Source organism: Actinospica acidithermotolerans, from assembly GCF_018139625.1.
In the GTDB taxonomy this organism is placed as follows: domain Bacteria; phylum Actinomycetota; class Actinomycetes; order Streptomycetales; family Catenulisporaceae; genus Actinospica; species Actinospica acidithermotolerans.
On the sequence record NZ_JAGSOH010000156.1, the window covers coordinates 1 to 14369 of the forward strand.

Annotated in this window: 10 protein-coding genes; 8 read left to right on the forward strand and 2 right to left on the reverse strand. The window is 70.5% G+C overall.

Going from position 1 to position 14369, the window contains the following annotated elements; all coding sequences use genetic code 11:
- Positions 1 to 42: 42 nt before the first annotated feature.
- Complete coding sequence (locus KDK95_RS31055; protein ID WP_212521905.1) at positions 43 to 2154, forward strand: putative bifunctional diguanylate cyclase/phosphodiesterase; 2112 nt, start codon at positions 43 to 45, stop codon at positions 2152 to 2154.
- A gap of 366 nt (positions 2155 to 2520) precedes the next feature.
- Here KDK95_RS31055 and KDK95_RS31060 read toward each other — a convergent pair whose 3' ends face one another.
- Positions 2521 to 4530, reverse strand: coding sequence for a hypothetical protein (locus KDK95_RS31060; protein ID WP_212521906.1), 2010 nt, complete (start codon positions 4528 to 4530; stop codon positions 2521 to 2523).
- 211 nt (positions 4531 to 4741) lie between these two features.
- Between KDK95_RS31060 and KDK95_RS31065 the strand changes: the two genes are divergently transcribed.
- The 7 genes from KDK95_RS31065 to KDK95_RS31095 all read left to right on the forward strand — a co-directional run bounded on the left by KDK95_RS31065 (position 4742) and on the right by KDK95_RS31095 (position 14248).
- Entirely contained in the window at positions 4742 to 6724 is a 1983-nt protein-coding gene (locus KDK95_RS31065; RefSeq protein WP_212521913.1) for a LamG-like jellyroll fold domain-containing protein, read from the forward strand.
- 308 nt (positions 6725 to 7032) lie between these two features.
- Entirely contained in the window at positions 7033 to 7179 is a 147-nt protein-coding gene (locus tag KDK95_RS31070; protein WP_212521907.1) for a hypothetical protein, read from the forward strand.
- Between the two features lie 168 nt (positions 7180 to 7347).
- Positions 7348 to 9234: an ABC transporter ATP-binding protein gene (locus KDK95_RS31075; protein WP_212521908.1), complete on the forward strand. Its 1887-nt coding sequence runs from the start codon at positions 7348 to 7350 to the stop codon at positions 9232 to 9234.
- A 380-nt stretch (positions 9235 to 9614) separates the two neighbouring features.
- Positions 9615 to 10292, forward strand: a complete 678-nt coding sequence (locus tag KDK95_RS31080) for a helix-turn-helix domain-containing protein (RefSeq protein WP_212521909.1) — start codon at positions 9615 to 9617, stop codon at positions 10290 to 10292.
- A gap of 51 nt (positions 10293 to 10343) precedes the next feature.
- Positions 10344 to 11360, forward strand: coding sequence for a zinc-dependent alcohol dehydrogenase family protein (locus tag KDK95_RS31085; protein ID WP_212521910.1), 1017 nt, complete (start codon positions 10344 to 10346; stop codon positions 11358 to 11360).
- Positions 11361 to 11877: 517 nt separating this feature from the next.
- Positions 11878 to 12936, forward strand: coding sequence for a hypothetical protein (locus KDK95_RS31090; RefSeq protein ID WP_212521911.1), 1059 nt, complete (start codon positions 11878 to 11880; stop codon positions 12934 to 12936).
- Positions 12937 to 13279: 343 nt separating this feature from the next.
- A complete protein-coding gene (locus KDK95_RS31095) occupies positions 13280 to 14248 on the forward strand; it encodes a hypothetical protein (protein ID WP_212521912.1) in 969 nt (322 codons plus the stop codon).
- On the opposite strand, the gene KDK95_RS31100 is transcribed toward KDK95_RS31095, so the two are convergent.
- Positions 14245 to 14369: integrase core domain-containing protein (locus KDK95_RS31100; RefSeq protein WP_212519783.1), on the reverse strand; the 125-nt coding region annotated here is incomplete at its 5' end. The two genes, KDK95_RS31095 and KDK95_RS31100, sit on opposite strands and share 4 nt — an antisense overlap.

Here is a 14369-nt window from a genome sequence, read left to right on the forward strand (position 1 = left end):
GAATGGGCGGGATGCCGGGCGACGGGTGTGGGGCGCAGCGCCGTGAACAGTACCCAGAGCTCTCCCCAGAGGATCGCCGCGGCCTGGTTCAAGGCCCTCGCCGAGATCGGCGGGGTACCCGGTAGCGCCGCGCGGTCCCGCGGGCTGCTGCAGGAGCTTGCCGGGCGGATTCTGGCCGCGCCGGACAAGCCGGGGCCGATGCGCGAGCTCGGCGCCGCGGGCGGCCGGGCGCTGGTGGACGGGAACTACACGCAGCCCGAATCGATAGCGACGACGGTCGCGGTGCTCGAGCAGAACCTGCCGGAGGAGCTGAGCCGGTCCTCGCGCACCGCCCTGTACGCCGGCCTGGCCTCCGGCTACGCGAACGCGCTGCGCGAGCGCACCCGGGCCGAGCAGGAGCTGATCCGGCAGGCGGTGCTCAGCGCGCACCGCACCGGCGAGGGCCGGTTCCGCGCCGTGTTCCGCAACGCCGCGCTCGGCATCGGCGTCGTGGACGGCACCGGACGGGTCCTCGAGGTCAACGAGCGGCTCGCCCGCATCCTCGGCCGGGACGCGCCGGCGGTGCGCGGCCGGACCGTGGACGAGTTCCGGGACGCGGACGACAAGCCCGAGTTCTGTGCCGCGGTGCGCGATCTGCTGGCCGGCCGGCGCGGGCACTACAGCGCGGAGAAGCGCTTCACCGCGGCGGACGGCACGGTCACCTGGACCCGGATGCAGGCCAGCACCGTGCGCGCGGCCGACGGGTCCGTCGAGCTGCTGATCATGATGTTCGAGGACATCACCGAGCAGCGCCGGATGAACCAGCGGCTGCTGCACCAGGCCACGCACGACGCGCTGACCGGCCTGCCGAACCGGACGATGCTGCTGGACCGGCTCACCGAACTGCTCGACGAGGCCAAGCCGGACGAGCGGATCGGCCTGGCCTTCCTGGACCTGGACGGCTTCAAGGGCGTCAACGACACTCTCGGCCACGAGGCCGGCGACCGGCTGCTGGCCGAGGTGGCCCGCCGGCTGAGCCTGGCCACCGACCCGCAGCGGCACCTGGTGGCGCGGATGGGCGGCGACGAGTTCGTCATCCTGGTCGAGCGCACCACGAGTTCGTCCTGCGTGACCGACGTGGCCAAGGCGGCGCTCGCCTCCCTGCAGGAGCCGATCATCCTGGACGGCCGGCGTCTGTCGATCTCCGCGAGCCTCGGCCTGGTGGAGCGCCCCTCGGCGGGGGCGAAGCCGGTGGAGCTGCTGCGTGCCGCGGACATGACGCTGTACTGGGCCAAGGCCGACGGCAAGGGCCGCTTTGCGCTGTTCGACCAGGAGCGCAACGAGCGCGAGGTCGCCCGGTACGCGCTCTCCCAGGCGCTGCCCGCCGCGCTGGAGCACGGCGAGCTGTTCCTGGAGTACCAGCCGATCGTGGACCTGAACGACGGCACCACGTGCGCCATGGAAGCGCTGGTCCGGTGGAAGCACCCGGTGCGCGGGCTGCTCGGCCCCGGCGAGTTCGTCCCGCTGGCCGAGGACACCGGGATGATCGTGGCGCTCGGCCGCTGGGTGCTGCGGCGCGCGGTCGAGGACGCCGCGAGCTGGCCACCCGCGCCGAACGGCCGCCGGCTCATGGTGGCGGTGAACGTGGCGGTGCGTCAGGTGCACGAGCCGGACCTGTGCACGGACGTCACCGACGCGCTGGAGTCCTCTGGCCTGCCCGCCGAACTGCTGCAACTGGAGATCACCGAGAGCGCGGTGATGAACCCCGGCGAGGGCGGCCGGCCCGCGCTGGAAACGCTGCAGGCCCTGTCTGAGCTCGGCGTGCGGATCGCGATCGACGACTTCGGCACCGGCTACTCGAACCTCGCGTACCTGCACCGGCTCCCGGCCAGCACGCTGAAGATCGACTACTCCTTCGTCAAGGCGCTGACCCAGCCCGCGGTGACCCGGCACGACTCGGCCGAGGCGATCGTGACCAGCCTGATCACCCTGGCGCACGCCTGCGGGATGACCGTCACCGCCGAGGGCGTCGAGACGGCGGTGCAGGCCGCGATCCTGCGCAACCTGGGCGCCGAGCGCGCGCAGGGCTTCCTCTACTCGCGCGCCGTACCGCACGATCGGGTGCCGGAGCTGTGCTCAGGGTTCGAACTCGCGGAGACGACCGCGCAGGGCTGACGCGCCTCGGCGTTGGGCCGTCCGGGCTATGCCGTGTCTTCACCGGGTTCGCGGTGCCTGCCGGGCACGCGCGCACGCCCGCGGCGGTGCAGGGACGGTTGCAGGGACGGTTGCAGACGACCGAGTATGCGCCCGCGAAACCTGCGCCTTGCGAGCGAACGCGTCAGGCACCGCGGCCTGATCCGACGCTCGTCCGAGGACGCGGCCTGGAACGCGACGGGCCGCCGCGCCCGAAGACGCGACGGCCCTGCCTTTTCAGTGCTGGAGTTCAGTGCTGGAGTTCAGCGCGAGTTCAGCGCTGGAGTTCAGTGCGAGTCCAGCGCTGGAGTTCAGCGCTGGAGTTCAGTGCTGGAGTTCAGTGCTCGACTACCGGTTTGCGCCGGTCCAGCTCGGCGTGAGGGTCACGCTCAGGATCGAGCGGTACTCGGCAGCCTGCGCGGCCGGGACCGTGTAGAGCGCGTTCGCGTCCGTGCCGACGGTCGAGCCGGTGGCGGGCAGCGGCTTCGGCGTCGAGTAGCCCGCGAAGAGCATGGTCAGCGTGCCGTCGCCGTTCTGCACGACGGTCGGGTCGTAGACGCGGCCCGAGTAGTAGCCGGTGATGCCGAGGGCGCCGCCGTTCACGGTCTGCTGCTGCAGGGCCGAGAAGGTGTAGTCGGTGCCGATCAGCTTCTCCGGGCTGCTCCAGTGGATGCCGTCCTTGGAGGAGGAGTAGAAGATCTGGTTGAACGCGTCGCTGTCGCCGTCCGCGGCGTAGGCGCCGGACAGGAACAGGCCGTAGCTGCCGTCGGGGTTGGTGATGACGGTGCCGCGCGAGCCGATCCAGCGCAGCGTGGTGCTGCTGTTGCTGGTCGGGTCGTTCAGGCCGGAGACCTGGCCGAGGTCGGTGAAGTGCAGGCCGTCGTAGGTGTAGGCGACGCGGGCGACGGTGTAGTCCTCGTTGTTGCCGTAGAGCGTCTTCGCCTTGTTCTTGCCCTCGCCGGTCAGCTTGAGCTGCGCGTACGGGGTGATCGCGGCGCCCGGGGCGCCGAGGTCGCTGCCGGCGGCCACGGAGCCGGCGCCGCCGGTGCAGCCGGTCAGGCTGGTCGCGGTCAGGCCGGTGCAGGTGACGTCCTGGATGCCGCCGCTGGTGCCGAGGTAGACCTCGACCGAGCCGTTCGACAGCGTGAGCGCGGAGGTGTCGGCGACCGGGATGGTGGCGGTCGGCAGGGTCACCGCGGCCGTCGTGGTGGTCGGCGTGTAGTAGTCGACGATCTTCTCGGTGTAGAGGACCGCCACGGAGCCCTTCGGCGCGCCCTTGTAGTGCCGCAGGACACTGATGATGCCGTCGGGCGAGACCAGGCCGGAGGTCTGGCCGGCGTCGGCCGGGATGACGGAGTCGGCGGTGACGGCGTCGCCCGCGCTGATCGTCACGCCCTTGCTGTCGCGCGTGGTGCAGCCGGTGAACTCCGTCGACGTGGCGCTGGCGTCGTTGCAGTCGACGATGTGGCCGTCCACGTTGAAGTGGCCGGGCTGCTCGAAGTTCGCCGTCGAACCGACGGAGATGGTCACGCCGTCGCCGGTCGGTCCGGCCGGGACGGTGACCGCCGCGGCCGCCGTGGTGCTGCCGCCCATGCCGACGGGCTCGGTGGCCGGCAGGCCGGCCAGCGGGTCGTCGCCCTTGGGCGTGAGCTTGTGCACGATCAGGTTCACGCCGATGTTGTCGCCGCTGGGACGGCTGAGCGTGTAGAGCACCTCGCCGGCCTTGCCGGTGCCGTTGTAGTCCGGCACGGACATGGCGAACGCGTGGCCCTGGCCGTCGTCGTTGGTGTTTCCGTCGGCGCACAGGCCGGCGTTCTGCTCCAGCGCCTCGCCGGTGTAGTACCAGGTCTTGCCGCGGTCGTGGGACACGGCGGTCACCACGGCCTCGTCGGTGTCCTTCGGCCGGTAGTCGAAGTAGCCGATCAGGGTCCTACCGCCATCGGTGCTGGTCACGTACGGGAAGTAGTACGGCTGCATCGCGAGCTTGGCGCCGGCGGGCTCGCGCACGACGGAACCGGTGGCGGCGCCGGTTCCGTTGTCCTGCGAGCAGTAGCCGGTGAGCGGGCCGGGGGTGCCGGTCACGCCGCTCTGCGCCGGCACCGAGCCGGTGCCCGAGGGGTCGACGGCGACGTTGGGGTAGGTGACCCCGTCGACCGTGATCGTGCTGCCGTAGGACGCGTCACCCTGGGAAAGCGTCCACGGGCCGCCGGAGACCTTGTCCACCTGCGGGGTCCCGACACTGTAGGTCAGCGTGCCGTCCCCGCCGTCGCGGTCGTGGGCGGACGCCGAATTCGTGCCGATGACGCAGGCGAGGGCGGCCACTCCGACCACCCCGGCCGTCGCTAGGCGACGAGACATAGGAGAGCCCTTCAATCGAGAACCGAACCGCGCGGGCAACGGCGCGGGCTTAACGATTGTTACGACGAGCCGCTAACGGAGCTAGGGGGCTTCGGGAGAGTTCACTGAGCGTTTCTCATCTGGATTCCTCGGGTGGGGCCCACGCGCGCCGTTTGGTATGGGGTTGAGTCCTATCGTGCTGGTCCGTCAGCCCTCGATCTCGGGAGACGTCATGCACGAACACGCCGGGCACACTGACTGCGAGTGCCCGCGCACCGCGGACCTCGACGGTGAAAGCGCCGCCGCGGCCAGCCGCCGCGCCTTCCTGCGCACCAGCGCAATCCTCGGCGCCGGAGTCGGCGCCGCGTCGGTGGGCCTGCTGGGCGCCGCGCCCGCCCTGGCCGCGAGCGCCGGCCGGAGCGACGACCCCTACGACCAGACGACGATGACTCCTGCGGCGAGCGGCCGGTGGAACCCGGACGGCGAGCGCGCGCAGTTCACGGTCATCGTCATGCCGGACACGCAGTACCTGTTCGACCAGGACCGGATCCACCCGGTGCCGCTCGAGCAGTCCTTCGAGTACGTACTCAGCTGCGCGCAGCGGCAGGGCCTGCAGGACGACAACGTCGTCTTCCTGGCGCACCTCGGCGACGTGACGCAGAACGGCCTGGCCGAGGAGTACGCGGCCGCCACGAAGGTCTTCGATCTGCTGGACAACGAGCGCGTGGCCTACAGCGTGCTCGCCGGCAACCACGACGTCGGCTCCTCGACGACCGACCAGCGGGGCGACACTCCGTACCTGGACACCTTCAATCCCAAGCGCTTCGCCAACTCACCCACCTGGCACAGCGCTAGCCCGGACGGGTACAACAACGCCCACATCTTCCGCGCGGGCGGCCGCGAATGGCTGCTGCTGTCGCTCGATTGGCGGATGTCCGCGGCCGGATTCTCCTGGGCCAACTCGGTGATCAAGGCGAACCCGGCACTGCCGGTGATCGTGACCACGCACGACATCGTCTACGCGGACGACTCCGGCGCCGCCTACCTTGACGACTACGGCCAGCAGCTGTGGGACGGCCTGATCAAGGACAACGACCAGATCTTCCTCACGCTCAACGGCCACTACTGGCCGCCCGGCAGCACCACGCTGAAGAACTCCGCGGGCAACGACGTCTTCCTGCACATCACGAACTATCAGAACCGCTACTACGGCGGCGCCGCGATGATCCGCGCGTACCGCTTCGACCTGGACCGCGGCACGATCGACGTGGAGACCTTCTCCCCCTGGATCAGCAAGCTGATCACGGCGGGCGAGGCGAACGCGCTGGCCGCTCAGGAGGCGCGGCTCACCTCCGAGGTGGACCGCTTCTCCATCGCGCTCGACTTCGACCAGCGCTTCGGCGGCTTCGCGCCGGTGGCGGCGCGCCCCTCGCGCCCGGCCAAGGACATGCTGGTGCGCGGCACGGTCGCCTACTGGCGCTTCGACGGCCTCAGCGCCGACGGCGCGAGCGTGGCCGCGAGCACCGTGGTCAGGGACCAGACGGGGCTCGGCAACGACCTCGTGTTCAAGACGGTCTCCGGCACCCCGGCGAGCGCGCTCACCTGGTCCTCGGCCTACCACCCCGACCAGCCCGGCCACGGCAGTGTGGCCTTCACTGGGCAGGCATCGCCGGTGAAGGGCTCGTATTTCCAGACCGTGGCGAACGCGCCGATCAACGGTAATGAATTCGAGCACGGATATACGTTCGAAGCGTTCTTCCACCTCCCGGCCGACTGGAATTCCGACCAGAACGCGTGGACGGCCATTCTCAGCCGCTGGGGCACGGCCGGCCAGGCCGGAAGGAGCGCCGGAAACACCGACCCGAACGAACCGATCGTCACCCTCAGCCTGTCCGGCGACCGCGAGCTGCAGTGGTGCGTCTATCCGCTGAACCTCGACGACGAGTCGACGAACTGGGGCCACGAGCTGCCGCTCGGCGCCTGGTGGCATGTGGCCGTAGTCAACGACGGGGCGATCACGAAGCTGTACGTGGACGGCTGCGAGGTGGCCCGTAACCCAGCGACGCCGGCGAACGGCCTGGTCACGCTGAACCTGCCGTGGATGCTCGGCGGCTATGAGTACCAGGGCGCGATCAACCAGATCTTCTACGGCGGCATCGGCGACGTGCGGATCGTGGACCGCGCGCTGCCGGTCAGCCAGTTCATGCTCGGCTAGCGGCGGACCGCCGGAACGGTCGGCGGCGCCCGCCGGAGCAGGCGGCCGGGTTCGGTTTCGTCCGATCCCGGCCGCTTTCGCCGTTTTTGACGGCGTGAAAGGTGAGAGCTACCTGAAACCCGTTTCATATCCTTCAGTGCCGGCTCACTGAATACGAGGCCGAACTCTGTCTGCACGCTCACCCCGCGGACCCCGGTTCTCAAGAATCGCTCCCTAGTGTTCTGGGTGTCGCCAAGAACGGCGCAGGCGAACGAAAACCGACGGAATGTCGGATCGCCGAAAAACGATTCTCGCGAAAGGGACACCTCATGAGCGTCAAGCTGCCTGCCCCGCGTCCGCTGCCCAAGGGCTCGAAGCCGGCCGGCCCGGCCCCCAAGGGCAAGGCCCCCGCGGGCCCCGCCCCGAAGGGCAAGGCGGGCCAGGGCGTCCCTCCGAAGCCGCAGCCGCACAAGTAGGCCGGGCGGCGGGCATTGAGCCGCTGATTCTTCGGCAGGGCTGCGAGACCACGCGGGCGACCGCGTCCGAGTAGCCCTGCCGACCAGGTCCTCCGGGGGCCGGCGATGAGTAGGATCGCCGGCCCCCGGAGTCGTGTCCAGGCGTCCCTCCCACTGCCAGGAGCCGACATGTCCAACGAACAGTCAGGCGTTGTTGAGACCCGCATCGAGAGATCCGACGCCAGCGGTGACGAGACGGGCATCGATGCCCGCGAGGTCTTCCGCCGCTTCGAGTCGCTGGCCCGGAAGGACCGCGCGCTGATGGTGCTGGCCTGCGTGCTCGCCACCGTCGCCGCGGCGGCCGAGGCAGGTGTCGTACTCGTGTTCATGGTCATCACCGACGATGTGCTCGAGACGCGCAATCTGCATGCGTTCTGGCATCCGGCGGTGATGTGGATCGGGGCCACGCTGCTCGGCGCGGCGGCGATGTTCGGCCGCGATCTGCTCACGTCGCTGGCCTCGGAGCGCTTCCTGCTGCGACTGCGCGACAAGGTCTTCAGGCACGTGCAGAGCATGTCCCCGACCTTCTTCTCCTCGCGCGACACCGGCGACCTCGTCGCGCGCATCACCGGTGACATCGACGCCGTGGAGAACCTGGTGATCGGCGGCGTCGTCGCCCTCGTCTCGGACGCCGCGGGCGTCCTGATGTTCGCGGGCACGGCGATCTACCTGCGCTGGGACCTCGCGCTCGTCTCGTTCGCCGTGGCGCCGCTGTTCTGGCTCGTCACCCGCGGATTCGCCAAGCCGTTCGCCGAGGCCTCCCGCCGCGAGCGGGCCGGCAACGGCGCGATCGCCGCCGTGGTCGAAGAGAACGTGCAGAACATGATGCTGGTCCAGGCGTACAACCGCCCGAGCAGCGAGCGCGATCGCGTACACGCGGCGGGCGTCGAGTGGCTGCGTGCACGGATGGCCGAAGCACGACTCGCTGCCCTGTACGGCCCGGTCGTGCTGCTGACCGAGACAGTCTGCGTGCTGGCGGTCCTCGGCGTCGGCGCATGGGAACTGAGCGAGAACCGCATCGGCCTCAGCGGCCTGCTCGCGTTCGCCGCGTTCCTCGGCATGCTCTACCCGCCGATTCAGTCCATGAGCGGATTCGGCGTCCTGAAGGCCACGGCGGGCGCGGGCGCGCAGCGACTGCTCGACGTGCTCGAGGAGCGCCCGGCCGTAGCGGACCTCGCGCAGACCGGCATGTACCAGGCGCGCGGCGGCTGGGTGGAGTTCGACTCCGTGACCTTCCGCTACCCCGGGCAGGACAGGGGCGCCCTGCGCGACGTCAGCCTCGTCGCGGCGCCCGGCAGACTCGTGCTCGTCACCGGCTCCAGCGGCGCCGGCAAGTCGACGCTGACCCAGCTCCTGCTGCGCTTCCACGACCCGGAGAGCGGGTCGATCCGCCTCGACGGCACCGACATCAGGGACCTGACGCTGCGTCGCCTGCGCAGCAACGTCACGCTGATGCTGCAGCAGACGATGCTCTTCGACGGCACCGTGCGCGAGAACATCGCCTACGGCGACCCGACCGCCGGCGACGAGCGCATCGAAGACGCGGCGCGCAGAGCCGACGCGGCGGACTTCATCGACGCGCTGCCGCAGGGCTACGACACCATCATCGGCCAGGGCGGCAGCTCCCTCTCCGGCGGCCAGCGCCAACGGCTCGCCATCGCCCGAGCCCTGCTGCGCGACACCCCGGTCCTCGTCCTCGACGAGCCCACCACCGGCCTCGACGCCGTGGCCGCCCGCAAGGTCCTCGACCCACTGCGCAGGCTGATGTCCGGCCGCACCACGATCCTGATCAGCCACGACCTCCACCTCGCCCACGACGCCGACGAGATCCTGGTCGTAGACGCCGGCCGAATCGTCCAACGCGGCAGGCACGACGAACTGACGGCCGTCCGAGGGAAGTACGCGGAGCTGTGGGAGGCGCAGAACGGCGGGGTCCCGGAGGGTCCGGCGCAGAAGGCTGATACCGGAGGCGGGGCGGAAGCCCAGCCGTCGCTCTGGCGTCCGGCACCGGCGTAGTCGGTGAGCTGCCGTCGGCCCTCGGCGCCGCCTACGTCACCGGCAGCGGCACCGACAGCGGCAGGGGCAGCGGCAGGGGCAGCGGGGTGTCGTCTCGCCCCTGTACAAAACGCCCGGAATCCCCCGGCCGGCCGCTAAACCTGTCCGCGGAGACTTTGCCTCATAAGAGTGAAAGGCCAACCATTTCGCCGTGCGGCGGCCTAGCATACTGACCGCCCACATACCCCCGTTTGGGCGCACGACATAGTGTCTACCAGCAGGTTTGGTTCACCCGCTCGGCCTCCTCTCTCCCCTCGGACGCCGCCGTCGGACGGTTCCGGCGACGCGGCTTGCGCGTGCTCGGCGGCGAATCCCTGCGCAGTGCGGAGAAAGGAACACCGATGCCGCAGCTCGACGCGCGGGCCGAGCAACGAATGCAGGTGGCGATGGCTGCTCTCACCACCGGTGCCTCGGCGGCCCAGATCGCTCGCGAGTACCGGGTCAGCGAGGCCTCGGTCGCCAAGTGGAAGAAGCAGTTCGTCGAGGGCGGCGCGCGCTCGCTCGGGGCGCTGAATCCGGCGCCGAGCCGGGTCGCGGAGCTCGAGGCCGAGATACGCACCCTGCGGAAGTCGCTGCGGGAGGCCAAGACGCTGCTCTCGGTGTGGAAGCACGCCGTGGACGATCAGCTCGGCCGGCTCTCCGACCTCGACGCGGTGCGGCGCGACGCGAAGATCTCGGTGGTGAGTTTCTGCTCGCTGGTGGGCGTCCCGCGGCGTACGTACTACCGGTATCTGGACAAGGCGAAGATCGACTCCGCCACGCAGGCGCGCAAGGGGCCGTGGCCCGCGCCCGTCGTCGATCGGCTCACCAGCGCCGTGCAGATCCACTTGCAGGAGCATCCGGACGACGGCCACCGCAAGGTGCACACGGCGCTGCGCGCGCAGGGCTACCAGGTCTCGCCCTCGTCCGTGCTGCGGGCGATGCGGCGGCTCGACCCGGGTTCCGCCGGGTCACCCGTATGGCCGCCCGTACATGCGGCGGCCCGGCACCGGCGGCTGAGGATGGAATCGAGCCGCTGAGCGGTTCCTTCGGCCATCGACCAGTCGCGAGTGAGAAGGTAGTCGATCACCATGCGCGGAACGCTGATCCATGCCCCGGGCGACATCCGGTTCGGGCAGGTGCCGGACCCGGAGATCGTCGAGCCGACGGACGCGATCGTGCGTATCGCGGCCACCTGCGTGTGCGGCTCGGACCTGTGGCCATACCGCGGCGCCAGTCCGATCGCCGAACCGCGGCCGATCGGGCACGAGTACGTGGGCCACGTCGAGTCCGTCGGCTCCGAGGTGGCGAGCGTGCAACCGGGGCAGTTCGTCATCGGGTCGTTCTTCGCCTCGGACAACACCTGCCCGATCTGCCACGCCGGCTATCAGACCTCGTGTCCGAACAGGCAGCTCGTGAACGGCTGCCAGGCCGAGTACGTCCGCGTGCCGCTCGCCGACGGCACGCTCGTGACCACGCCGGACGAGCCCGACGCCGACATGATCCCCGATCTGCTCACGCTCTCCGACGTGATGGGCACGGGCTGGTTCGCGGCGGTCGCGGCCGAGGTGAAGCCCGGGATGACGGTCGCGGTCGTCGGCGACGGCGCGGTCGGGCTCTGCGCCGTGCTCGCGGCTCGTGAACTCGGCGCGGCGCAGGTGATCGCGATGAGCCGGCACAGTCCGCGGCAGAAGCTGGCCACTGAGTTCGGCGCGACCGACATCGTCACGGAACGCGGCGACGAGGGCGTCGAGCGCGTCAAGGAACTGACGCACGGTTTAGGCGCCGACGCCGTGCTCGAGTGCGTCGGCACCGACCAGTCGATGCACCAGGCGGTGCGCTCGGCGCGGCCCGGCGGCAACGTCAGCTTCGTCGGTGTGCCGCACGGCGTGAATCTGCCGATCACCGAGCTGTTCGCCACGCACATCGCGCTCCGCGGCGGTCCGGCGCCGGTGCGCGCCTTCCTGCCGGACCTGATCGACCGCGTGTGGCACGGCGCCATCGCCCCGGGCACGGTCTTCGACCGTACCCTGCCGCTCGACCAGGTCGCGGACGCGTACCGGGCGATGGACGAGCGGCAGGCTATCAAGGTGCTGCTTCAGCCGTAGGCTCACTGAGCGAGAAGTGCGGGCGGGCCGGATCGGGCGAATGCGATCCGGCCCGCCCCGCGTTCACGGTCGAGCAGAGCCGCGCACCAGCATCCAGGCCGTCATCCGCACCCGCAACCGCGCACCAGCATCCAGGCCGTCATCCGCACCCGCAACCGAGCAGCCGCATCGGGGCTGGCATCCGCACCCGCACCCGCATCGAGGCCGTCATCCGCACCCGCAACCGCGCACCCGTATCGGGGCTGGCATCCGCACCCTCAGCCGCGCACCCGCCAACTGTGAATCTGTGAAAGTTCACTGCTCCCGCGCGCGACCGGTCCGCACCGTATGGTTTTAAGCTTTCCTTCACAATTCTCTCCGGGCGGCCTCCCGCTTCGTTGTCGACGGCCGTCGCGTCGCGCACTATTCGGCACGTCCGGCAGCCCAGCCGGAGCCACCAGCGGCCGGCGCGAACCCACTCGACGCGGCAGATCCCGCGATCCGCGCCGACCGCGCTCCTCGGAGGGATCCACCAGCAGTGAACGAGATACCGGGTACCCACCCGACGCGTTCGCGGCGCGTACGGCTCACCGCCGTCGTCTCCGCCGCGGCGCTCGCCACCGCCCTGACCGGCGTCCTGGCGGCGCAGGCCCAGGCCGCCACCACCACGGCCACCACCACGGCCGCCTCTGCCGCCGCCGCGCACACCCAGGCCTCCACCACGGCCACGGTGACGCTCCACGGCCGCACGTACCACGTCTCGCTGGACAAGCCGAACGGCATCATGCCGATGCTGCAGTCCAGCAAGTCGCACGAGACCATGGCCGGGCGGCACGCGACCGGGCTGCACCACGCCAGCACGAACGCCACCGTCTACCCGCCCACCACTTCGACCAGCGGCCTGAACTACGGCGGCGGACCGCTGCAGCTGGCCCCGCAGATCTACCTCGACTTCTGGGGCAGCCAGTGGGACAGCGACTCCAACGGCGTCGAGAACTACATGCAGAACCTGTTCAGCGGGCTCGGCGCCTCCGGCGACACCTGGTCCACCGTGACGAGCCAGTACACCGACAACAGCGGCAGCTCGCCGAGCTTCAACGGCGCCGTGCTCGCCGGGACGTGGGTCGACGACTCCTCCGCCGCGCCGTCGAACGCGGCGCAGGCCGACATCGCCGCCGAGGCCGACAACGCCGCGTCCCACTTCGGGGTCTCCGGCACGAACGTCGACATCTTCGTGATGAGCCCGAGCGGCACCCAGCCGGACGGCTTCCCGAACGCCGGCTTCTGCGCGTGGCACGACTGGAGCGGCACGGTCGCCTACACGAACATGCCGTACGTGCTCGACGCCGGCTCCAGCTGCGGCGCGAACTCGGTGCAGAACCAGCTCGACGGCTTCAGCATCGTCGGCGGCCACGAGTACGCCGAGGCGGTCACCGACCCGCAGCCGTCCAGCGGCTACACCGACTCCAACGGCGAGGAGATCGGCGACCTCTGCGCCTGGGACAACGACCAGACGGTGAACTTCGGCACCGGCACCTTCGCGATGCAGCCGCTGTACAGCAACAGCGCGGGCGGCTGCGTCTTCTCGTCGCAGTGATCTGACGCGACCCGTGATCGGGTGCGTGCCGCGGGCGACCTGTGGGGCTCGCGGCACGCACCTTCGTCTCCTCACTGCGCAATGCCACGTCACGCCATGCCACGTCTTGCTGCGTCGCGCCGCGCCATGCCACGTCGCGCCGTGTCGCGCCGCATCTCGTGCATATCGCCGCGCATCGCGCCGCCTCGCCACGTCGCGCCAGCCGGCGCCAGCTCACCGCAATGCCGCGGTCGCGGCCTTTTGTCCGGGCTTTACCCGGCCTGAACAAGTTCTGAACGCTCCGCTGACACGCTTGAGCTGACAAAACGTGCGGTGAACAGCACGGAACGGGACTGATCAATTCGTGTCTGGAACTAACGGGTCGAGGCCCAGCACTCCCGCCCGCGCGAGATCCGCCGCCGCCCTCGAGCAGGCCTTGCGCCACGGCCCCTTCGATCGCGCGCTGCGCGCCGCGCTGGAACGCAGCGAGCTGTCCCTCGAATCGCTGCAGCGCAGGCTGCGCGCCGAGGGGTACTCGATAAGCCTGGCCGCGCTCAGTTACTGGCAGCGTGGGCTACGCCGTCCCGAGCGGCCGGAGTCCCTGCGCGTGGTGATGGCCGTCGAGGGCATACTCGAACTCCCGCGCGCCAGCCTCGTCGCGCTGCTCGGACCGCCGCGACCGCGCGGACGCCGTTCCCCGGGCAGCGGCGGGCCGCCCGAGTTCAGCGAGCTGCTCGGGCCCTCCACCGGCCTGGCCCGCGTCCTGGACGGGGTGGACGCCGCGGTGAACCTGAACTTCCAGCACCTCGGGCTGCAGGGGGATCTGTTCCTGAGCGAGGACCGCAGCTGGTACCTCGAACGGGTGCGCCGCGTGGTGACGGCCCGGCTGGACCGCGCCGACCGCTTCGTCGCGATCCACGTTCCCGACGTGGCCGGGCAGTCCCCGCCGGTGCTGCGGCCCATCAGCGGCTGCCGGCTGGGCCGGGTGCAGGCGGATCCGGAGAGCGGCTACCAGGCGGCGGAGCTCGTGTTCGACCACGCACTCGCCTCCGGCCATCCGCACGTGTTCGAGTACGAATACATTCCGTCCGGCCCGGCGGCCGGGATCGACCGCTACCAGCACGCCTCGCGCCATCCGGTGCGCCAGATCGCGCTGCGCACGCACTTCGACCCGCGCTCGCTGCCCGCGCGCTGCCGCCACGTCACCCAGCGCCCGGGCACCGCCGCGCCGCGCCACGTCGCCGACCTGCCGGTCAGCGCCTCCGGCACCGCGAACATCGTCGTCCTGGACAGCGTGCCGGGGCTCGAGGGCTTCCGCTGGGAGTGGGACTAGCTGTACTGCCCCGTGAGGTTGGGGACGCGGCTGGCGGGTGGTTTGCCTCCGAGTGCGGTGTGTGCGCGATGGTGATTGTAGGTGTGGAGCCATCCGGCCAGTGCGTCCCGGCGCTGTTGTT